This window comes from Pirellulales bacterium (assembly GCA_036267355.1).
Lineage (GTDB): Bacteria > Planctomycetota > Planctomycetia > Pirellulales > DATAWG01 > DATAWG01.
Genome location: DATAWG010000105.1, coordinates 29288 through 51881 on the forward strand (window position 1 = coordinate 29288; position 22594 = coordinate 51881).

General features: G+C 60.4%; 13 protein-coding genes and 1 pseudogene. 5 read left to right on the forward strand and 9 right to left on the reverse strand.

Features of this window, described 5'->3' with window-relative positions; translation table 11 throughout:
- Positions 1-861 precede the first annotated feature (861 nt).
- From VHX65_16710 to VHX65_16725, 4 genes are all read right to left on the reverse strand, one after another.
- Positions 862-1554 (reverse strand): hypothetical protein, encoded by a 693-nt coding sequence (locus tag VHX65_16710; protein ID HEX4000197.1) that lies wholly within the window; start codon positions 1552-1554, stop codon positions 862-864.
- 657 nt (positions 1555-2211) lie between these two features.
- Complete coding sequence (locus tag VHX65_16715) at positions 2212-3279, reverse strand: sigma factor-like helix-turn-helix DNA-binding protein (GenBank protein HEX4000198.1); 1068 nt, start codon at positions 3277-3279, stop codon at positions 2212-2214.
- A 421-nt stretch (positions 3280-3700) separates the two neighbouring features.
- Positions 3701-4042 carry a hypothetical protein gene (locus VHX65_16720; GenBank protein ID HEX4000199.1) on the reverse strand — a complete coding sequence of 114 codons (342 nt, stop codon included), beginning with the start codon at positions 4040-4042 and terminating at the stop codon, positions 3701-3703.
- 1878 nt (positions 4043-5920) lie between these two features.
- Complete coding sequence (locus VHX65_16725; GenBank protein ID HEX4000200.1) at positions 5921-10015, reverse strand: hypothetical protein; 4095 nt, start codon at positions 10013-10015, stop codon at positions 5921-5923.
- Positions 10016-10435: 420 nt separating this feature from the next.
- On the opposite strand from VHX65_16725, the gene VHX65_16730 reads away from it, so the two are divergent.
- A complete protein-coding gene (locus VHX65_16730) occupies positions 10436-11665 on the forward strand; it encodes a PQQ-binding-like beta-propeller repeat protein (GenBank protein HEX4000201.1) in 1230 nt (409 codons plus the stop codon).
- A 529-nt stretch (positions 11666-12194) separates the two neighbouring features.
- Here VHX65_16730 and VHX65_16735 read toward each other — a convergent pair.
- Both VHX65_16735 and VHX65_16740 read right to left on the reverse strand, forming a co-directional pair.
- The gene (locus tag VHX65_16735; protein HEX4000202.1) at positions 12195-13136 is read right to left on the reverse strand and encodes a TIGR01777 family oxidoreductase; all 942 of its coding nucleotides are present in this window, start codon (positions 13134-13136) and stop codon (positions 12195-12197) included.
- Between the two features lie 390 nt (positions 13137-13526).
- Complete coding sequence (locus VHX65_16740; GenBank protein HEX4000203.1) at positions 13527-14441, reverse strand: alpha/beta hydrolase; 915 nt, start codon at positions 14439-14441, stop codon at positions 13527-13529.
- Positions 14442-14725: 284 nt separating this feature from the next.
- Between VHX65_16740 and VHX65_16745 the strand changes: the two genes are divergently transcribed.
- The 3 genes and pseudogenes from VHX65_16745 to VHX65_16755 all read left to right on the forward strand — a co-directional run bounded on the left by VHX65_16745 (position 14726) and on the right by VHX65_16755 (position 16232).
- Positions 14726-15571 carry a phytanoyl-CoA dioxygenase family protein gene (locus tag VHX65_16745; protein HEX4000204.1) on the forward strand — a complete coding sequence of 282 codons (846 nt, stop codon included), beginning with the start codon at positions 14726-14728 and terminating at the stop codon, positions 15569-15571.
- A gap of 94 nt (positions 15572-15665) precedes the next feature.
- Complete coding sequence (locus VHX65_16750; GenBank protein ID HEX4000205.1) at positions 15666-15902, forward strand: hypothetical protein; 237 nt, start codon at positions 15666-15668, stop codon at positions 15900-15902.
- A 12-nt stretch (positions 15903-15914) separates the two neighbouring features.
- Positions 15915-16232, forward strand: a pseudogene (locus VHX65_16755) (Uma2 family endonuclease).
- Between the two features lie 62 nt (positions 16233-16294).
- Here the strand turns inward: VHX65_16755 and VHX65_16760 are convergent.
- A complete protein-coding gene (locus VHX65_16760; GenBank protein HEX4000206.1) occupies positions 16295-16600 on the reverse strand; it encodes a hypothetical protein in 306 nt (101 codons plus the stop codon).
- Between the two features lie 632 nt (positions 16601-17232).
- Here VHX65_16760 and VHX65_16765 point away from each other — a divergent pair.
- Positions 17233-18519, forward strand: coding sequence for a hypothetical protein (locus VHX65_16765; protein HEX4000207.1), 1287 nt, complete (start codon positions 17233-17235; stop codon positions 18517-18519).
- Positions 18520-18584: 65 nt separating this feature from the next.
- Here the strand turns inward: VHX65_16765 and VHX65_16770 are convergent, their stop codons facing one another.
- Positions 18585-20414, reverse strand: coding sequence for a hypothetical protein (locus VHX65_16770; protein ID HEX4000208.1), 1830 nt, complete (start codon positions 20412-20414; stop codon positions 18585-18587).
- Positions 20415-20622: 208 nt separating this feature from the next.
- Entirely contained in the window at positions 20623-22434 is a 1812-nt protein-coding gene (locus VHX65_16775; GenBank protein HEX4000209.1) for an ABC-F family ATP-binding cassette domain-containing protein, read from the reverse strand.
- Positions 22435-22594 lie beyond the last annotated feature (160 nt).

Genomic DNA, 22594 nt, shown 5'->3' on the forward strand with positions numbered 1-22594 from the left:
GCAGTTTTGTCAGTCGGCCCTTCCGTTCAACCGAGCGCCAGCAGACCCATTGCGTTCGCTCGCGGATTTCCGCGGGGACACAATTAGCTTCGACAACAGGCATTCCAACCCAACATGTGTATTAAGAACCTCTCGCCCGCGGTTTGCGAGCGCGGGCGAGAGGCAAAGCGGCGACTCGGAGAATGCCGCCTTTTAGGGAGACTCTACCTTGGTGAGCGTGACGCAGATTTCAGAGCCCGGCTTGAATTGGCTCCCCTGCCGCGGTTCCATGGAGAACCGCGCTGCGCTGCCAAATTCACGGCGTCTTGCGTCGTGCAGGTGGCAGAGAAGGCCGTCGTGATCGGACCGGTCGAAAGAAGCGTTGCGTTCATCGATTGAGCCCCGCGAGCGCTAGCAAGTCCGCGCGACGGAACCGAACGCTTCGGCCGATCCGCACTCTTGGTAGCCTGCCGTCGTTCGCCAGCCGCCAGATCGCGGCGAACGAAATTTTCAACAAACAGGCGGCGCCCTCAGCGGTGAGTAGCTCGCCGTCATCTTCGCTGCAAACGGTTTCCACGGAGTTTTCCTGCTAATCAAACGAGTAACGAAAGAACGCATCGCGCGGCCCTCTATCTAAGTAAGAAGGCCATTTCCGGATTTCACACCGAAAAAATCTTCCGGCCGGCTGCGCGGCCGCCTATATAGCAGGGGGCCCATTCAGAGCTTCCGCACGAAGAAATCCGAGCAGTCCCCGGCCGAAAGTTTCCCGGCCTGGGACAACCGATACAACCCGTCCTACGCAGCAGCAGCTACGGGTGGTTCCATGCGCGGTCCGTTTTGTTTGCCGGCTTGAATCTTCAAATCGCTTTAGACGGAAGCCGCTCACGCGGCCGTGGCAGATACGCTTTCACGCAGCCGCTTTTTCAACGCCCAACCAATGGCCTGCACCTGCCTGACCGTCTTGCCGAATTGCTCGGCCACCTCTTCATACGAGGCGCCAAGGGAGCGTTGCTCGACGAACTCTTGCTCCAAGCCGGTCCGGCAACATTTCAAAATCTCGTTCAACCCTATGCCGTCGCCGGCGTCATCGTCACCGGCTTCAAACGCTTCGGGGCACAGTCCCGATTGCTTGAACACCGGGGCTTTCTCGCCGAGACGCCGACGCGTCGTCCGCGGCACGCGGATCAGCGGCTGATAAAACCGGCTGTTTTTGAGACGTTGAACGATCCTCATTGCCAAAAATCCTCGCACGTCGTAGATCGACGTTCGGAGACTTGGCAACGCACCCACGGCCTCGACGAGCGCGAGATACGCGTCGGAAACGAGATCGTCTCGCGGCACGCGACGATCGCGGCAAAGCTTATTGGCAATGGTTTCCGCCACCGGCATCGCCGTCTTTATCAGTTCGTCGCGCGCGGTGCCGTCGCCGTCCAGTAGCCGGCGGAAGAGCGAATCGAGAGCGTTCACATTCTCCCCCTGTGAAAAAGAAAAACGGATGATGCTTCCAGCCAGGTGGCCGCCGATCGGATTATTTTCACGCTCGGCGTTCCGACGGGTATCGCTTGTGCCGATCATGCCGCCGTCCCCTCGGAAGGCTGCAAGGCGGCCCTGTGAATCTCCTCCAGGTTGGAAAATACCATGCGGGGCGATTCAGCGTGCCGAGAGTTCCACGGCCGGGGAACCAAAACCGCTTGGCCTCCGTGTTGCCGAAACTCATCGACGTTGTGGTCCGAATCATCAATGAGCAGCGTCGCTGGATGGGCGCAGAAATGTTTTCGCGGCCCGATCAGATATTGCCGCCGCAACCACGAGGGGAGGCGTGAATGAATCCATTCAAGCTTGCCTGCAAGGCAGTCCGGATCAATCGTAGGCGATGTGAGCATGCACACGCTCGTTCGCCCGACTGCCCATTCCGCCCAACGGATCAATTCCCCTGCTTCCGCCGTTAGCGCCGAGGTGCCCCATATGCGACGTGGTACGGCGTTCCAGAATTCGCTTGTGGAGACGGGCGGTAATCCTCGCGGGCCCCGTAGCTCATTCGCCGCTCGCACGATGTCATAACTGCCGGGGTTCGGCCACTTGTCATCATCGAATTGAGTGACCCCGCAGGCGTTTACTTCTAGCGCGTGCATTATCAGCCGGCCACAAACGCCATCGATGTCGAGCATCACTTTTGAAATCGTAATCATTGGGCATCGCCTCCGAACCGTGAGACCAGAAAAAAGTTGCCGATCATGCCGCCGTCGCTGCGGAAGACTGCATCGCCAGCTTCGCTTTCCGCAGTCGCTTGGACGCCGTCGCGGCCGTTATACCTAGCCGTCGTGCAATTTCGCGAAGTGATAGCCCATCGCGGAAGTGCATCGCGGCCACTGATTGCAGTTGGGGGTCGAGGATCATCTTCATTGTTTCAGGTGCGGTGCCATCGACGAGGCGCCCAAGAGCCGTCTTCGCCTTCTGCAATCGTCTGACGACGGTGTATCTGTGGATGTTCAGCCGGGACGAGATTTCGCGGTCGGACAATCCGTCGATGAAGTGCATCGCGGCCACTGATTGCAAGCGATAATCGAGCCGACCGATCGCTTGCGCGGTGTCGCCTTCCTCGTGGCCTAGAGCGGCTTCTATGAACCGCGACGCCTCGTCGCAATACGATCGTGCGGGGCTCCGCGCGAGCTTCTTTTTTCTGAGCAACCAGTCGCTACGCGTGTTTTTCGGCGATGTCTTGCCACGGGTGATTCTCTTTTCGGGCGAAAGTGCCCGAACGAATGCGCGCTTGGCTTTTTTGACGATCTCAAGCGGCCGGTCGGTGCGATCGTCAGGCGTCCCGCACGCCTCGCGGGCCATCATATCATCGAGGTAGAACGATTCGAGAATCGCCCGCTGGGGCGGCTCAAGCTTTGCCAACGCGGCGCCAATGGCGGAGATTTCCTCACGCGCGATCAGTTCGTCCAGAGGCAGCGGCGTGCGAGCATCCGCAAACTCGGCTTGGCTGCGAATCTCTTTTTTGCGCTGGCCCCTCGATCGGCATTGAAGCCAATTCTTGCCAGACAAGCGGCCGATGTGGCAGAGCCACCCGCGGAAGCAATCGATCGGCTTGTCAGCGAGTTTTGCAATCCTGATCCACGTCGTTTGGCACACCTCGTCCACGGTGTAAGCGTCGAAGCGAAACCACCATTTCAAGAGACGCTGAAGTCTTGGGTTATTCCGCCGGTGCAATTCGGTGAACGCCCCATCGCACCGATTCTTGCCATACTCGCCGAGCAACGCTTCGTCAGTCCATTCGGAATAGACAGCGGCCGCCATAGGAGAAGCCCTCACAGTGTAGAGACCGTGCCAGGCAAAACCTGCCGCCCAGAAAAAGAGCGGGAGCGCCGCCGGCACGCCACCACGAGGCTTCTGACGGCCGGCAGGGGCAATGCGCAGCGACGCCCCCTTTCTCGAAAGTGCGGCGTAGATGCGTTGCTTACCCTGCGGTTCGCGAATCAGCGAGCTGAATCGCGGTCAGAATTTCGTGGTGTAAGCACGACAAGCGTTGCACAAGATAACGTGTGCGTCGAGTTTTCGCAGCGCGAAAGATGCGAAAAATCTCCCGGCTAGTGGCAAGTTTGCCGGCAGTGCGGAAAATAACGCCCGCGGCGCCCGGCCCGGTGGCGGGTTGCAATCACGCCAAAGGTCAGAAGCGGCCGGGGCGCCGCGGCGCACGAGGAATCAGGCGGTCGCCCTGTCAAGCTTCTGCGTCGGGCCCTTTGGCCGCCGAAGGTGGTTGGATTTCGACCCCCGCGTTGCGGGCAAGGTCACAGAGCCAACTGCGGAAGTGACCTATTCGTCGGCCGGCGGATTTCGCCAGCGTGATCCACGTCGTTTGAGCGACTTCATCCGCGGTGTATGCGTCGAAGCCGAATCGTCGAAGCCGAATCGTCAAAGCCGAATCGTCGAAGCCGAATCGTCGAATTAGAAGGCATCGCAGCGGGGCATTCCATCGCCGATGCAATTCGGCGAACGACGCCTCGCACCCTTCAGAGCCATAGGCCGCGAGCAGAGCTTCGTCGGTCGCGTCGCCGGTCATGTTCGCACCTCCATCCATCCGTGGTTGGAAACGAAAATGGCCACGTCGATCCGCGGACGCATGCGCTCTGCGCAAGGTCAGGCCGCCCGCGGATCGACGGGCCGAAGTGGGAGTTCCACGGGGCAGCGAGCGAGCTATTTAATCGTGCCCCGCGGCGCATGTTTCATCGGCAATCGGGCGCCGCAAACTCAAGAGCGCGTGAGAATTACGGCGCGGCGCCCGATTGCTAGCGAAACGCTGTCGGCGTCGATAGCATCAACCCGATACAACACGCCAGAAACCCGACACGGGAATCGCAAAAAAAGCCGGCTCGACGCGGGGCAATGCATCGGCCGGCGATCGCGGGCATTGCTGCCCGCTTGTTCTATGGTAGCCAAGTGGGCAACGTCGATTCAAGCACCTCGCCGCCTACGCCGCATAGCCAAACGGCCGATATGAGGACGCCTCGCGCAGAAATTGTCGTTCAATAAAGCGTTTTTGGCCTGGGCCGGAGTCTCGGCTAGGACAGCAGCGAGGGTGAGGGCGGCCGCCGCGGCGTCGCTGTCGATGGTCGATCGAAAATACTTGAATAGTGCCGACGCGTTTGGGGGCATCCATTTGCGTTGGCCTCCGTGCCTTGTGTTCTTGGTCCGTTTCCCCATTCGGCAAGTTTCGGCACTCCGATAGCGACAAGTTTAGCGGCGGTCATCGATCACATCCCTTCCGCTTCGGCTCGACGCCTGCGAGCGGCCTTAGCCGCCGGCGACGGTGCCGCGGTGCCGACGAGGGCCATAACCGCTAGGCGGATCGATTCCGAGAGTGTCGGCCAGGCATCAACGATGCGTTGCAAATCCGGCCCGTACTGCATTAGCACTGCGCTCGCACTTGCAATCGCCGTTTCCGCCGGGTATTTTGATGATTGGTCGAGGATTGCAAATCCGCCATCGTGGGTTCGACTCCCACCGGCGCCTGTTTTCATTCTCGATCGCACTCGCCGGCACAACTTCGCCCGGCGCTTCACTTGCGGAGCGTCGGGCAATTCGTTTTCGGGCGACGAAATTTCGCCGGCTTCCCACGGTTTCGATCCAAAAGGCACGGTTTCGCCCCGCTGCGCTGCACGGACGGAACCGTGCGATCATTGCTAGCGGATGTGCTGGCTGTGGAGCTTTTCAGCCGGGGAGCGGCAGCGAGGCGCTCGATTGGGATCCCGATGGCGGGTTCCATCCCACGGACGGCCCTGGCTATGCGGATGGCCAGCCGCTGAACACGCGGAAAGGGCAATATTAAGAGAGTTCTCGGATCTTTCGCCGCGGATGTAGCGCGGTTCGGCGCTGGCGAGCGAGTTCGCCGCGGCGGCCGGTCAATCCACCCGATAATATTGCGCGAGGGGATTGGCGGGGCGCAATCGCCGACTTCGGCGATACAACATCATTGCCGCGGTCAGGAGAATCGCATCGACGATGCAAACGCCGATGGTCGATTGCCGATCGTGGAAAGCGTTTCCGGCGAGAAAGAAGAGGTTTAGCAGCACAAAGGCGCCGCTGCAAACCAAGGCGCCTATTCGATACCGGGGTGCCGCATATGTGGCCGCCATCTTGCCCTCCGTCGAACGAGGCCGTGCCGTCGAAGCCCTATCGCCCCCGCAGCGAATCCGACGAGATCGATCGGGCTCCGGGCGATTTCCGTTGTTCCGAATCGAACGATCGGAATAGCGGCCCGCATTCTATGCAGCTTCGTCGCTTAACTGCAATTTCTCGTGGCCAATCGGAAGCGAATGCAAAACGTTCGGCGGTTGCCGCCCGCCGTGAAAAACTTCTGGCTCGGAACCATGGCGGCATGGCATCGACTATCCGCCACGGGGCTGGCCGCCGAAACACGGCGCAGCCCGGATCCGGATTCTTAGATATCGACTTTCTTTGCCGCGCGGAGGTTTTCGATCGTCTTCAACGTGCTGGTAACGAGCTTGTCCATTTCGTTATAGTCGGTTTCCGCCTGTCCGACGGCTTTTAGCACGGCTTGAACGCCGCTCTGAATCTTCTCGTCGTTGCCCCAGGCGTTGAGATAGTCGTTGGCATTGGCCTTGGCGCGCTTGGTGGCACGGTAGTTGGCCTTGACCACTTCGAACGACTGGCGAATTTTCGTATCCCATTCGTCGACGTCGTCCCACTGCTCATCGGCGAACTGGTCGGTTTTTCCGACCGCGTTGTCGGCGAGCTGTCCGATGGATTTCGATTCCTCGAGTTGCATTTTGACCTTCGTGGCCGCGCCGAAGGGCTGGCCGGTCATCGTTTCGAGGAGCTTGCCGACTTCTTGAATGGCATTTTCGATGGTTGGGCGCTGACCTTGCGTTTTCTTTTTCGCGCGATTGATCACGTCGACTTCGTCTTGGCCCAAATCCTGGGCCGCCCCGAACACGGCCACGTAAGCATCGTAGGACTGGGTGACTTTGTGGTTGAGCTCTTGGACGCGTTTGTCGGTGAACAGATACTTGCGGTTGATTTCGCCTTGGAGCGTTTTCCAGGGGCTGATAATGGCAGCATTCCAGCCGCCGAATTTTTTCATGATGGTGCTGACTTCCATGTCTTCCTTGTTGAGCTCTTCGAGCCGCTTCGTTTGTGCTTCTTGCGGCATTGGTTTGTTCGACTCGGCGTCGTAGCGGGAGAGCAGTTCGCGCTTGTTGTCGAAGGCGGTTTCGGCTTCCTCGCACTTTTTCTTGGCGTCTTCGATCGTGTTGAGCAATTCGCCGAGCGATTTCAACATCGGCTCGACACTCTGGCTGACGACTTCGGGATCGCTTTGCGTTTCTTGGAAGCGATTCAAGGTTTCGACACGGTTTCGAATGCTGGTTTCGACGCTTTGTACGCCGCCGGCGCGTGCGTAGGCCGCGTCGCCGCCGAGTTCTCGGTATTCGCGAACGTCTTCGAGGTCCTTGATTTTGGGATCGATTTTCGGGCCGAGGTAGGGATTGAGTCCCTCGCGGACGAGTCGCTCGGTCGCGGCGTTTCCGCCGAAGCTTTCGTACATTTTCTCTTCCGGCGACATCTTCGCGGGATCGAGATCCATCGTCTTCAAGAATTCGTCGCCGCCGGCCTCGATGAAGGCCTGCATCCGGCGCAAGAGCTTGGCCTTGTCTTTGTTGTCGGTCAGCTTGGTCCGTTTCAGGCCGCCAAGATCCACGGTGAAGTCCCAGCCCAGCTTTTGCATTTCTTCCTGCAGCTTCGGATCATTGACGAGTTTGTCGTCGTCCAATGTCTGCCGTCGCAGGCGAAGCTTGTCGAGCCGCTCGGAAAGAGATTTGATTGCCGACGGATCGAAGCCGATCTTCTCCGGCCCGATTTCCTTCGTGAGCGATTTGATCTCGGCCACGGCGGCGGGGCACTCCATGTTCTTTTGCAATACCTTCAACAAGCGGGCCGGATCGTCGCCCTTCATTTCGTCGAAGGCTTTCTTCGGCCAGCCGAGTTCGGTGAAGCGATCTGGTCCGTTGGGAATTTTCTCGATTTCCGCGATATTGCCGGTCCGGGCGATTTCTTCCAGGATGGCATTTTCGATCGCCGTGTCGACTTCGTTTGGCTTGGCATCGAAGACCTTGTGCAACACGTTGGCATAGGCGTCGGCGATTTGCACTTTCGTCAGCCGCGGGGCCGCTTTTTTGAGGAAGCGGATCGAGCGGCGCGTCATTTCGATCGTGTCTTTGCCGACCGACTCGCCCGCCTTCGGATCGAGCTTCTTCATTTCCTCGTTGGCCTTTTCGATCCCCTTGGCCACCTCGTCCTCGTCGATCGCGTTGATCTTGTCGAGCGCTTCTTTGGAAAACGGCTTTTGACCCTCGTCGCCGGCGAACAGGGCATTGTTGGTGAATTGTCGCCGGCTTCCCTCGAATGCTTTGCGGGTCGGCATGGCATTGCCTGCGTCGATGGGAATCAGTTTTGGGTTTCCATTTCCATCCGACGCGACGAGCAGATTGTTGCGCTGCCGATCCATTTGCAGCGTGGCGAAATCGAGGATGGCCACCTTCTCGATTTCCTGCGGCGGTATTTGATTGATGAAGTCCTTGGGTTTGACTTCGGGCCCGTTGATGCGATTGTTCAGCTCCTTGTCGATTTTTACGAAATTCTGGATCGCGCCGGTTCGTTTCGAACTGTTGCCGTTCTTCTCCGAAGCGACGTTGGGACTATCGATCGACACCAATGTGGTCGAGGAAACGCCACAATCCAGCCCGGTCAGCGAGCGCAACGTGTCATTAACTTTGCTGACGACGACTTCGCGCGGCGCGCCGCCACCTTTCGGCCAACCGCCGCCGGCGTCGAACTCGCCGTCGATCGGCTTGAAGATGAACGCCTTTTCCTTGGTCACCGGATCGGTAAGGAAGAACGACTCGGACGCGCCTCGGCCATCGCTATCGCCCAGCGGCTTGCTGCCGCCCCCTTCGACGATCATCTTGGCCTTGATCCGATTCGCCTGGGCCGATTGCTCTTCACTCCACTGGCCTTGCGGCAATTGGTCCATCTCGGTCTTGAGTTGCTTGCGGGCCCGCAGCGCGCGCACCTTCTCCAAGGCCGTTTTGCAAGTTTCGACCTTGATTTTCGTCTTTTCATCGGTCTGTAGCTTTTGTAAATCTTGCTCGTTGCCGTTTTGCGTCGCTTCGTTCACGCGCTCGTCGTAATCGGCCAAATAGGCTTTGGCGGCTAGTTCGAGGGCGTCGAGTTCCTTGTCGCCGGCGGATTTCTCGACGTCGGCCAGCGCTTTGAGCACCGGCTTGAACATTTTCCCATGGCCGCCTCCCAACACGCCGCGATCGGTCTGTTCGCCGATCTGCTTCGACTGATTCGGCGGGAAGGTGGCTTTCGGATCGGTGAGCGTGTTGGCGAGATTGTCGAGCGACTTTTTCGTCTGAATCTGGCCCTTGAGGCGATCGAGCGTCAGACCGCTGGTGCCGATCACGAGCGGGACCAATTTTTCCAGTTGGTCCATTCCCTCTTCAGCCGACTCGTATTGGTTGTTCTGCAAGCCTTGGAGCACCTTGGCTTTGGCCAATTTGATGTCGGCGAGGGGCTTGGTGGTGTCGGGCACGGGTTGTGACTTTTCGGCTTTCAGTAAGTCGGCCTGGATATTTTTCAGGCGCTGCTCGATTTTCTTGCGCCGCTCGGTATTCGTGTTTTGCTGATCTTCGACGTCTTGCTTGCCTTTGTCTTCGACGGGGGGCTGATTATTGCCGCCGGATAGTTGGTTGCGCGCTTTCTCGATCGACTCGGCCACGGACTGCAACATTTGCTGCTGCTCGTTGCGAAACGATTCGTCGATTTCTTTCTCGTCTTTCACCTTCAGCAGCGTCTCGTTGACTTGGCGGGCGACGATTTCATAACCGGCCGTCTGCTTTTCCTTCGGCATTTTCCCAACGGTTTGAATCTTGCCATCCCAGACATCGCGGCCGGGGTAGGTGCGTTTGATGTATTGTTGGTTTTCGAACTCCAGCTTTTTGTCCATCGGCGACTTCACCGGCTTGACCGGCGGTGGATTTCGCTTGTCGAACTCCTGTTGTTCGAATTCCATTTTCCGCCGCATCCGCGGATTGATTTGCTCTTCGATGCTCGAGCTGTTGCCGTTGCCATTGCCGTTGCCGTCTTGCTCCGGCGGGGTTTTTGGCAACGGGTCGTTCACCACCGGTGTCGGCGGCACGCAATCCAAGGCGACTTTGCGCTTGAGATCGCGCTCGAAACCCAGCTTCAGGGCAGTTTCCATGGTCGGGCTGGCTTCGGCGATTTCGAACTGATATCGCGAGGCCAGTTTGTCCCAGCGGCAAACACCGGTTTTCGCGCTGCCGCTGATCTTCTGTTTTTGGGCCGAATCGTTGGCGATTTTCTTCGCCGCGGTTTCATCCATGCCCACGCCGATCGCCGCATTTTTTCCCTGGAAGATGATTGCGAAAGCCATGTCCTTGGTTTTCGCGGCCTTGATGTTCTTGTCCAGAAGTTCTTCAACTGTGTCGCCCATGATTCTGGCCCTCACAACGAAATTAGAAAGTCTTGGACGTAGAAATGCTCAGCCACGCAATCCGTCCCCCACGGCACGCGCGTCGGGGGACGAAACGGCAACATTCTAACCGATGCGTTGGGAGCGGCTCAACTAGCCGCGCTCCAGAAAACACGCAGGAGATTCTGGAACGGCAATTTCGCGGGAGCCCGCAGTTTCAATCTCGAATTGGCGCGGTATCGGGCTCGGCATGGCGTGCGGCAATTCGCTAGAATCACGGGCCAGCGACGATCGCGAGCGGATTTCGCTTTTCGGCCCGTAAATGGAGTATCGTGGAGCTGCAACGGTCGAAAACGTGGATGCGCATCACTCCTTTGCTCGCGCGGCCGCCCCGGTCCGATCTTTCCCTCAATCGAAATCAATACAAGGATTTGCCCGCGTATGAAGCCTCGCCTCGCAACGATCATTGGCTTGCTGAGCATCGCACAAATCGCGGTTGCGGCCGACTGGCCCCAATTCCGCGGTCCTAATCGCGACGATGTTTCGCGCGAAACCGGCTTGCTCAAGTCGTGGCCCAGCGAAGGGCCCTCGCTGGTTTGGGAGGCAAAAGGGCTGGGGCACGGCTACTCGAGCGTCAGCGTCGCCGGCAACCACATTTATACGTTGGGAAATGCCGACAACGTCTCAAAAATGTTTGCCTTGGCCCGCGACGGTGGCAAGATTCTCTGGTCGGCCGAGGTCGGAGCGAGCGGCGGAAATCTCGGCTGCACGCCCACGGTCGACCACGACCGCGTGTATGCGCTTGGCCAAAAGGGCGACTTGGTTTGCCTGCGCACCAGCGACGGAAGCCGAATCTGGCATCGCGATCTGATCAAGGATCTCGGCGGCGTTAAGGGTGTCTGGGATTATTGCGAATCTCCGCTCGTCGATGGCAACCACTTGGTCGTCACCCCGGGCGGAAAGGAAGCCACGATGGCGGCCCTCGACAAGCTGACCGGCGAGACGGTCTGGAAATGCGCAGTCCCGCTGAAGTCGCCCGAAGCGGGATATTCGTCGATCGTTGTCGCCGAGGTCGGGGGCATCAAGCAATATGTGCAACTGCTCAATGGCGGAGTGGCGGGTGTGTCGACCGACGGAAAACCGCTCTGGCAGTATGAAAAGCTTGGCCCCAACACGGCCAACATCCCGACACCCATCGTTCTGAACGACGAAATCCTCGCCGTGGCAGGTTATGGCAAAGGGGGCGCGCTCTTGAAGCTCACCGCCAGCGGCAACCAGATGAAAGTCGAACAGGTCTACTTCAAACGCGAGCTCACCAACAAGCATGGCGGCGTCTTGGTCGTCGACGGCTTTGCCTATGGCGACACCGACGACAGCGGGCACCCATTCTGCGCCGAAGTGAGCACGGGCAAAATCTTCTGGAAACGAGCTCGCGAAGGAGACGGCCGCGGTTCGGCCTCGGTCACGTATGCCGATGGCCGCCTCTATGTGCAATACGACAATGGCGTGATCGCGCTGGTCGAAGCATCGCCCGACGGCTACAAGGAAACCGGCTCGTTTCACGTGAAGACCGATGGCCAGGCGTGGGCCCATCCGGTGGTCGTCGGCGGCCGGCTCTACTTGCGCGAAGGCAATTCGCTCTATTGCTACGACGTGCGGAAGAAGGATTGATTAGGCTCAAGAGAGCGGGACAACAAGCCAGCCGCATCCGCGATCTTTGCAACGCGCGGCGAGACGGCTGAATTGTAGCAGGCACACTCCGTGTGCCGTCGGCGCTCCGCGGTGCGTCGCGCACAGTGCGTGGCAGACGGCACCCTCCGAGGCTGTGATTTTTTCGGTTTCGTCCGTTTTCTGAAACGACCTTTTTGTCATGAACCGCTTTGGAGTCGGTTCTGAGCGATTTTCCGAGGTCGTTTTTCACCGTCGGCGCCTGCGGTTTGTCAAAATCTGAAAAACGCACATTCTTTCCGTGTGCCGTCGGCGCTCCGCGGTGCGTCGCGCACAGTGCGTGGCAGACGGCACACGGAGTGTGCCTGCTACGTTGGTTGCGGCCAAAGGCCGCTCTGCTGTGCCACTGGCTCTGCCGGTGTGAACTGCGAGTTGGCACGCTTCCCGCGCCAAGACACTGGCAGGGCCATCGCACAACTCGCGGAATTCCAAAACTTCTCCGCAAGTTGCGGAGAAGTTCATCGGTAAGAAACTAAGTCGCACGGCGCTCCGCGGCGGATCGGTTGAGTATAGCGGCCAGCGCCGCATCGAGTTCGGGGTAGCGGAACTTGTAGCCAGCCTTTTCCGCTGCCTGTGGCACTACTCGCTGCGATGCCACCAGCATCGACGCCATCTCGCCGAGAACCAGTTTCAGGCCGAAATACGGGGCTGGTAGAAATGCCGGGCGATGAAGCTGCTTCGCCAGCGCGCGCGTAAGGGCCTTGTTCGTGACCGGATGGGGCGCTACGGCATTGAATGGCCCCGAGATGCTCGCGGTCTGCGCTGCAAACAGCAGTAGACCTGCCTCGTCGTCGACGTGAATCCACGGCATCCATTGCCGGCCGCCGGCCAACGGTCCGCCCAGGCCGAGCTTGAACGGCAGCAGCATTTTTTTGAGCGCCCCGCCGTCGCCGAGTACGACGCCTGTGCGCCCTAGCGCGACGCGCATCCCCAACGCTTGCGCCCTCCTGGCCTCTTCTTCCCAAGCGACGCAAACTTCCGCCAAAAAATCGTGCCCGGGCGGCGAGGATTCCGCAAGCCTTTCGTCGCCACGCGAACCGTAATATCCGACCGCCGAGCCGGAAATGAGCACGGCCGGCCGCTTCGCGAGCCGTTCCAAACCCGCCACCAGATTGCGTGTACCCGTGACACGACTATCGCGAATCCGCTCTTTTCGAGTTTTCGTCCAGCGTCCGGCGGCAACCGATTCGCCGGCCAGGTGGAAGACGGCCGTCACGCCGTCAAAGGCCTGGGCCGGCGGCGGACCCGACACCGGTTCCCAGCGATGAACGGCCGCTTGAAAACGACCGAGCGATTTCGCAACCCGTTGCGGATCGCGGCTCAACACAACCGGCGGCTCCCAACCGGCCGCCGCCAATTGCTCGAGCAGCCGCGTGCCGATGAACCCGCTCCCACCCGTCACCACGGCTCGCATCATGGCTCCCCATTGGACTTGGCATAATCGCGCGACCTATCAGGCCGAAGCGTTTCCGACGACATCCGTCGAGCGCCGGCAAGAACACTAACCCGAAGCGTTAGCGAGGACACTAACCCGAAGCGTTAGCAAGGACCCTAACCCGAAGCGTTAGCGAGGACACTAGCCCGAAGCGTTAGCGAGGACACTAACCCGAAGCGTTAGCGAGGACGAACGGCGAGTGGTCGGTCCATTGGCGTCGCTCCCTCGCTAACGCTTCGGGCTAGTATTGCAATTCTCGGTTTCCGGCCGGTATGTGCTTCGCGTCTGCGATACGGCTCGACCTTTTCCGATAGCCGAATAACCGCATTCGAAGGAGAAACTTAACCCCGTAGCGGGCCGCTCGCCGGCTCAATGGATCAATCCGTTTACGCGGAACCAATTGGCGCACAGCGGGGTCCATGACGTGGCCGGGTTGTTCAGCGACATGCCGAAGCCATGCTGGCCTTTTTCGAATACGTGCAGCTCCGCGGGAACTTTTGCCTTCCGCAGTGCCAGATAAAACATCACCGAATTCTCCGACGGCACGACCGTGTCTTCCGAGCTCGACACCAGAAAAGTCGGCGGCGTTTGCGGTGTGACCTGCTTTTCGCTCGACAGGCTTTCGACCAACTTCGGATCGGGATTCGGGCCCAGCAAATTATGGAGCGAACCAGCGTGCGTCGAGGGAGCGGTTAGCGTGATCACCGGATAGATGAGCACCATGAAATCGGGGCGGCAACTGAGGCGCTGGATCGGGTCGGCGGAGTCGCTATGGCCGGCGTCGAAATGCGTGCCGGCGGTCGAAGCCAGATGGCCGCCGGCGGAAAAGCCGAGGATGCCGATCTTATGCGTATCGAGCTTCCATGCGTCGGCCTTGGATCGCAGCGTGCGGATGGCGCGTTGCGCGTCGTCCAGCGGCGCCGGATAATGGTAACCCCGGCCGGCATGGCGGTAGTCGAGCACGATCGCCGAGATGCCTAATGAATTGAGCCACACGGCGACATCGTTTCCCTCGTAGCTCATCATCACGCCGCCATATCCGCCGCCGGGCGTGATCACCGCCGCCGCGCCCGTGGCCTTATCGGCGGGTGCGGGAAAGAGATTGATCGTCGGCTTGTCGGCCGGCTTATCGCCTTTGGCGCCGGGAGCGCCATTGGGCCAAAGCAACTCAGTCTTCGGCGGCGCGGCGGACGAAATGGAATTGCCAGAGAGCAGGCCGAGAACGGCGATGGTTGCGATCGCCAGCGGATGGACTGTATGGGCGGAACTGGGCGCGTGTCGCATGGATGATTTGTTCCTGTGTTGCGGTACAGACGTGGGATGGCGGCGATGCGGAAAAAAGTTTTACCCCCAATTGGTCCGCCTGACGGTTGTGGCATAATAGTCGGTGACAGAACCACTGTCCATTTGGCCGGAAAGTGTCGTACCTCGCGAGCCATCGCGGAAGCCGGCGCGCACGCTTCGCCCCGAATCGGTTTACATGCATTCGCTTGGCGGAACATTGGAGCCCGTTTATGGTTGCCCAGGATTTGTCGCAGTTCAGCAAGCCCATCGGAGATTTGCTTCGTATGCCGCGTACGGCGCGCGAATGGGAGCCCTATCGACTGAGCGATGAGCAGGTGCGGTTCTATCACGAGCATGGCTATCTGCAAGGCGTGCGCGTTTTGGACGAGCGGCAGATCGAAATATTGCGCGAGGAACTGGCCGGGCTATTCGATCCGCATCATCCCGGCAACGAGCTGTTCTACGAATTTCACTCGAACGAATCGGTCGATGCGTCGCGAATTTTGTTTCATGCATTGGGGGCTTGGCGGATCACGCCCGGATTTCACGATTTGCTGTGGGCTCCCGCCTTCGTGATGGCGGCCAGCCAATTATTGGGCGGCGCGGTGCGATTCTGGCACGACCAATTGTTTTGCAAGCCGGCCCGGCATGGCGGCGTCGTCGCCTGGCATCAGGATTATTCGTATTGGACGCGCACGCTGCCGATGGCTCATCTCACCTGCTGGATCGGCCTCGACGACAGCACGCGCGACAACGGTTGCCTGCATTACGTGCCGGGGAGCCATCGCTGGCCGCTGTTGCCGATCACCGGGCTCGCCGGCGATATGGAAGCGATTCGCGAAGTGCTCGACGACGAGCAGTGGAAGCAGTTTCAGCATCCGGTGGCGATCGAGCTGCGGCGCGGCGAATGTTCGTTCCATCATCCCCTGTTGGTCCACGGGAGCTTTGCCAACAACACCGACCGTCCGCGCCGCGCTGCGGTAATCAACGTGGTGCGCGACGGGGTAAAATCGGTGAGCGACGAGCCATTGTTGGCCGGAGTGCCGCCCGTACCGAATGGCCAACCGCTGCGGGGACAATTCTTTCCGCTACTGTTGGATCCGGCCGATTTGGCGAAGCAAACGGGATGAATTGCTCACGCGGAGTCGCGGAGGACGCGGAGCGGCGGCCGCAGACGCACGTGGTGTTGGTCGCGGCTGATTTGCGGGCTTATAATAGCGCATCATGAGCACATTGGCTAAACTTTCCGTCGCAGGGCATGAAAAGATCGTCGCTACCGGCGTTTTCAATGGCAAGAATCGGCGGCGGATTGAACCGATCTGGGGAGAATTGCGCCTAATGAACCCGATCGGCTCGGAACATGCGTCGGCAATCGACTGGCTGAACGATTGGAGCCATTTCGCGGTGCCGCGCGGCAAGTATCGAGTGCGCATTCAGAATCCCGTCGCGTTTATGGATTAAGACAGTGAGCCGGAGCCCGATGTCGTGTGGGCCAAGTCGCGGGATTATGCGTCTCACCATCCGACCGTCGCCGACGTGTTGCTGCTGATCGAGCCCTCCGATAGCAGCCTCGAATTCGATCGAAGTGAAAAGGCAAATCTGTATGCCGCAGCGGGCATCGGCGATTATTGGATCGTGAATCTCATCGAACGCACGGTCGAGGTGCACCGCGATCCGCACGGGGGCCGTTACCACAACGTGCAATCGTTCGGCCCCGGCTCGCTCGTCGCCCCGATTGCATTTGCCGAAACACGACTCGATGTTGCCGCGCTCTTCGCCAAGCAGCGATGACCCTGGCCACCGGTGCTTAGATCGCCTTGGTTGGCGCGGGGGTTCGGCGAGCGCACGCCAGTTCAAACGCGCGGCGGTTGTTTCGGGCGCAACTGTCGGCGCAGGCGATGGGCAACGCGCCATGCCAGCAGCACGCCCATTCCCACCAGCAGCGCCAAGCAAATCGCGTTTTGCAATTGGGGAAGCGGCGGCCTGGAAAGATATAGGTCCCACAGCACGATTTGCATCACCGCGCTCGCCGCGAGCAACGGCCAGTTGCCGCTGCGAATCCACCATCGGGCACCCTGCCGGTTGAGACCGGTTTCGCCAATCGCCGGCGATTTGTAGGGGTTCTCCTTCGCTTCGAGCAATTCGCGCGATTCATCCATGGCTGGATTCTATTCCCCACGGTACAGCGGCGGAACGGGCTGCGCCGGCGGAAAGGCGGCGATTGTAAGAATTGCCGGCAAAATTTGCATAATCGGCAGAAACGATCGCGCCGGATGCAGCGGCATCGGCGATTCGCTTTGCAAGCTATCTTTTCACGGCAATTTGCCCCGCGGACGCTTGCGGGACGGCGGTCGCGAGTCGTTTGGCAATCGATTGGCAAACGGCGGCGTTTGCCGGAGAGCCGCCGAGTCTTGCTTCGCTCACACTGGCGACTGCGCTGGCCAGTGGCACACAACGCCAGTGGCACACAACTCCAGTGGCACACAACTCCAAGTGGCACACGGCGTGGAGATGCTCGTTTGTTTGCGACAATGGTCGGTGTGGCACTGGCAAGCGCGGTCTACCAGTGCCGCGACCCGCGCGCCGGCACGAATTGTGCACCCGCGACAACCCACACAAATAAAACGTCTTTCCAAATCGCAGCGCGGCATTCTCCGCTGATTGACACTTGTTTCGATCGGCGGTCTAACGGAGTCGGAGCCATTCGCGCTCGAAAATCTTCGATCTTTTCGGAGCCCGCTCGACCGGGAATTCTATGAGAGCTTCACGAACGCTTCGCTCGTTGGCGCCAATGGCAGCGATCGTCGCCGCGATGGCGCTGGTCCTCTGCAATACAGCGCGAGCCGATTGGCTCGGCGATTGGCTTGGCTGGAATCGGCCGACCCCGATCACGGCCGGCTATTATTATGTGCCCACGACTTCGTATCGCACGTTGTATAGCCCCGTGGCCGTAACGAGCTACATGCCGGCAACGACGCCCGCCTGTGGGGCATGCGGCGCGGGGGCCGCGGCGTCGTACATGCCGGTGACCACGTACGTGCAGAAGCCGATCTTGCAGGCTTACACTTCGTATCACTTGGTGTATGCACCGATCGTCGCTCCGCCGCCGGCTTGCGGCTGTGCGACGGCCAATTATCCGCCAGCGCCCGCCTGCGGTTCGTGCGGCTGCGCGAGTTGCGGCTGTGCGACAGGCGGCTGTGCTGCGACAGGCGGCTTTGCGCCGACGGGTTGCTCAAGTTGCGGAGCGGCGGTGGCTGCGGCGCCGGCGCTGCCCGTCGCCGCGAGTGCAGCGCCCTCGATCAGCTATATGGCTTCGCCAGCGACGGGCTACGTCGCTTCGTCGATCGCCGCTCCGATCACTTCGACGCCGTATCTGCCGAGCGCGGCCACTGCAGGGCCGATCGATTCGGGCCCTGTTTATGCGTCTGGGCCGGTGCCGGTCGTTTCGACATATCCGCCGAGTTATTCGCCACAGCCTTGCCCCGTGTCCGGTGCCCCGAGCGCGGCGAACACGTTGAGCCCCACCTATGCGATGCCGCTAACGCCGGGCGCACCGCCGGCTGGGATTCCACCGGCCGGAAGTTCGCCGACGTACGGCGGCGTGATTCCGCAGGGAACGCCGACTTTGGCGCCTCCGGCCGGCGGATCGTCGGCGGATGTCGCTCCACGGCTTCCTGGGCCCGTGCCGCCCAGCGGATCGATTTCGCCAAATGCCGCGCCGGCCTCGCCCAACACAATTCAACCGCGAATTCCAGCATCGCCGGACGACACGCAGCCGGGCACGCAAAAAACGTTCGAAAAGCCCGCAACGCCGGCCTCGCCGCCACAAAAGATGATTCCCGACATACGAATCCCGGCAGCACCCAGTTCGAGCGGTTCGCAACGGCCGCTCGATCCGAACAGCCGCACGGCCTATTCGATGCCGATGATGAGGCCGGGCATAAATTATTCGAGCCCGTGGCCGATCGCAAAGACGACCGCCGCGTTGATGCCGATCGTTCCCGCTTCGGCCGAAGCCCCCGCGGCGCCAAAGCCGCTGACCGCCGCCGATGCCGACGGCTGGCATGCCATGCGGTAGGACGTCGTGGTTCGTGACTCCGCGGTTTCCGAGCCACGAATTCCGAGCCACGAGCCCCGTCGCGGCTATCGCCGCAAAACGCGTCCGATCGGCTTCGGGCCAGGATGCGTGGATGGGCTGCTGCCGGGCAGCGGAATCGACGGGCGTTGCGAGAGTAGCTCGGCAACGACGCGGGCCGGGCTGTGCCAATCGATCCAACGGCGGGCCAAGCCAAGGGCCGTTTGACGGTAGTGAGCATATTGCTCGATGATCTCCACCAGCAGGATTGAAAATTGGGCCGCGTCTGTCGCAACCAATCCCACCGCTCCGCGAGGCGTTTGCCGGTCGGCTTCGGCAGCGAGAAAACAGGCTTCCACCTCGCGGAAATCGAGCGGCTGAGAACCATAGGCATTCCGCCATTCCAGCGAAACCGCTTCGGTTCCCTCGGGCAATCGCACGAAGGCTGTCGACAGGCGATCGGGGCGCCCCGGGCCGACCACAGTTGGCCAACTTGCGAGCCGGGTTCCATTCGATCCCCAGCAGGTGGCTTCTACGGCGGCATAGGCTCCGGAACACAATTTTAAATCGACCGGCCAGCGGCAGAATAAGACCAAATTGCCCGCGCCGCTCGGAACAGCCAATCGCACACCCGCTTTGGTGATCGCTCGGGCACACACCCGTTGCCCATGCCGCAGGCTGACATGATATTCGCGGTTTGGCTCGGCCAATTGATCGGCGAGCCAGGTTCCGGCAGGCACCACGACCGGCGCGCCAATCGCCAGCAAATCGACCAGAATGCCCGAGCAGCGAACGTTGTATGCCGCGCGGTCGTAGGGGAGGAGGCCGATATCGGTTTGCAAGGTTTGGCGGGCGAATTCTTCGCTATCGAGCGGAGCATCGAGCAGCTTGATGTGCTTGGGATCAAGCCGTTCGAGCATGGCTTTGCTTTCCACGACGGCAACGTTCGCGCCTTGTGCCGGGAGCGAGAAGTTACAATCCGACTGGATGATGAATCGGATGCGGTTGCCGGCCGCGGCATCGTTCGAAATGCCGCCGATGATTTGCGGCAGAAATTGATACCCCTTTTCATGACGTGCGTCGCCGAGATACGTGATGCGGAGCGGGCCGCTGTGCGTGGCGCTGCGATCCCGGCTCGACTGCAGCGCGGGATTCGCCGGATAGGGGAGTGATTGAAACTGCGCGACGCCAAGCCGATTGTATTGAACCGCCAGTCCTTCGGTAGTCGCGTAGAAATGGAGCCGATGATCGGCCGCTAAAGTCGTCGCTTTGCGAAAAGCGCGTTGCAGACCTTCCAGGTTGGACGCCTGAGCGTGGTAGTCGGGTTCGTAGCCCGCGAAGATCGGGAAATGAAATTGCAGGTGCCAATCGACGCCGCCGCTACGGTCGTCGCGCGACAGGAATTGGGCCAAGCCCAAGAGCTCCAGTTCGGAAATGGCGGCGAGAAATACCTGGTCGCCGGGTTGCAGAATCAGTTGCCGGAAAAGCGAGACGGTGTCGCGCTCGAAGGCCGTCGACCGTTTCGCGCGCCGCCGCTCGTTCCACCACGTGGTCAGCCAGCGCATCGGCCAACCCCGGTTCGACGCCTCAGCCGCTTCGGATTGTGCTGGCTCTGCCGCAGACGATCGCGATTCCGGTAATCGCGGTTCTGCCGAGACGGAGCCGATCGCCGCAGCGGCTCTAGCCAGAATCCGCCGCCGCGAGTAAATGCCTCGCTGATAGGTCGGCAACACGCGCCAATGCTCGGGCAACTCGGCGGAATCGCGAAACTTGCGATGCGTCGCCAGCCACGGCTCGAAGCCGACCTGTTCTGCCGCGCGCAGCAGATGGCGGGCATATTCGAAATGATGGCCGCCGACGCCTTGCAGCGAAGAATCGATTAAGACGAACTTGGGCATCGACAGCCCCCCTGAGGCATCCTTGCCAAAGGAGCCCATCTTTGCAGAGCCGACATTTCTTGCCAAGACCGGTTGATGCTAGCGGAGCGGCCAGGCAGGACCGTCAAAATGGGCGGCGACGGGCGAAACCGCAAGCGAGCTTTGCTATCAAACGGCGGATCAATGCTCGCTTGTGGTTTCGCGCGTTCAATTCAAAATGAGCCGGCGATTATTCGGCGTCGCCGACTTCTTCCTGCAACGCGCACCAGCGCTCTTCGGCCGCCGCGAGCTGTGAGGTCACGCTTGCCAGCTCGTCGTGCAATCGTAGCGACTCGGCCGGATCGGTCGCCGCGAGAAACCGGCCGTTGATCTCGCGCTTCTGCTCGTCCAACTTGGCGATCGATCGTTCTACGTTGGCGATCTCCTTGCGCAGCTCGCGATCGTTGCGCCGCGGTTTTAGGGCCGTCTTCGCCGCGCCTTTGGGAGCTGTCTTCGCCGTTGTGCCGATGCTCGCCGGCGGCTGCGCGAGGCGAGTTGCCGCTTCGCGCTCGCCTTCGTCGATCTCTTTATTCACGGAGTAGAGATACGCATCGTATTGTCCGTTGTAGTTCGTCACCCGGCCGTCGCGGACTTCGATGATGCAACTGGCAACTCGCTTCAGGAAATGCCGATCGTGGCTGGTGAAGATCACGGTGCCTTTGTATTCCACGAGCGCTTCGGCGAGCGCTTCGACGGTGTCGACATCCAGGTGGTTTCCCGGTTCGTCGAGGACCAGCACGTTGTATTGGCTCAATAAGAGGCCGGCCAGGCAAAGCCGTGCCCGTTCGCCGCCGGAAAGCACCGCGATCCGCTTCTTCACTTGGTCGCCGCGAAACAGCATTGCCCCGGCCAGATCGAGGATCGCTTGCGTCTTGGTGCCCGAGGCCGCGTTGCGCTCGAGGTAATCGAGCACGTTTTGATCTTGCGGCAGGCTCGTGTAGACGTGCTGGGCGTAGATGCCGATCTGGCAGCCATAGCCCCAGCGAATTTCGCCCGCCAAGGGCGGCAGCGAATCGACGACCGTGCGGAGGAATGTCGTCTTCCCCTGGCCATTGTCTCCCACGACCGCCGCTCGCGAGCCGTGGTCGATATCGAGATTGATTTCGGTGGCGATCCGTCGTTCCGGATAGCCGATGGCCAGATCGCGGCACCGCAGGGCCGGCCCTTTGCGCGGCTCGATGTTCGGGGCCCGGATGCGGGCAGTGAGTTCGTCGGCAGCGATTTCGATTGTTTCCAGCCGCTCGAGCTGTTTGCTTTTCGACTTGGCGCGGGTGGCGGTGCTTGCGCGGGCCTTGTTCTTGGCGATGAACTCTTCAAGATGCCGCCGCTTGGCGAGGATCGACGCGTTCGACCGGGCTTCATGCTCGCGCTGCTCGCGCTGATATTCCAAGAACGCATCGATCTTGCCGGGAAACATCGTCAATTTGCCCTGCGAGAGATCGAGCGTGTGGGTGCAGGTCGCGCCCAGAAACGCGCGATCGTGCGACACGATCAGGCAGGCTTCTTTGTAGTTGCGGAGAAAATGTTCGAGCAGGATCTGCGTGCGCAGGTCCAAGAAGTTCGTCGGTTCGTCGAGCAGCAGCAGATTCGGCTCATGCAGCAATAGGGCGGCAAGTTTTACGCGCGTTTGCCACCCACCGGAGAGCTTGGCGATTGGGCCTGTGAGGTAATCCCCTTTCAGTTCGAACTGGCCGGCCACTTCGCCGCATTTCCATTCCGGCTGGCCGCTGTCGCGCATCAAGAAATCGTGAGCGCTTTCGCCCGGCAAAAACGGATCGTGCTGCCGCAAATAGCCGAGCCGCAGCTTGGGGTGCCGAATGACTTCGCCCGCATCCAGTTCGACTTCGTCCAGGAGCACGCCGAGCAGCGTACTCTTGCCGGCTCCGTTTCGGCCGATGAAGCCGACCTTCACATCATCGATGAGCGTCGCGTCGGTGCCGTCGAGCAGCACCTGCTCGCCATAGCTTTTATGAGCGTTTCTGATTTGTAGCAGCACAGCCATAGATAGTGTGGGTACGTTTCGTTACGCGGTTGCAGCGTGATGCACGACGAATGCGGCCGGATAGCTTCGTTTTAATGGCGAGCGGCCGCGCGGCCAAGGCCATGTGTAGGGCGGGGATACCGAGCTGCGGCCCCTTCTCCTGCAATCCGCCCCCTTGCCA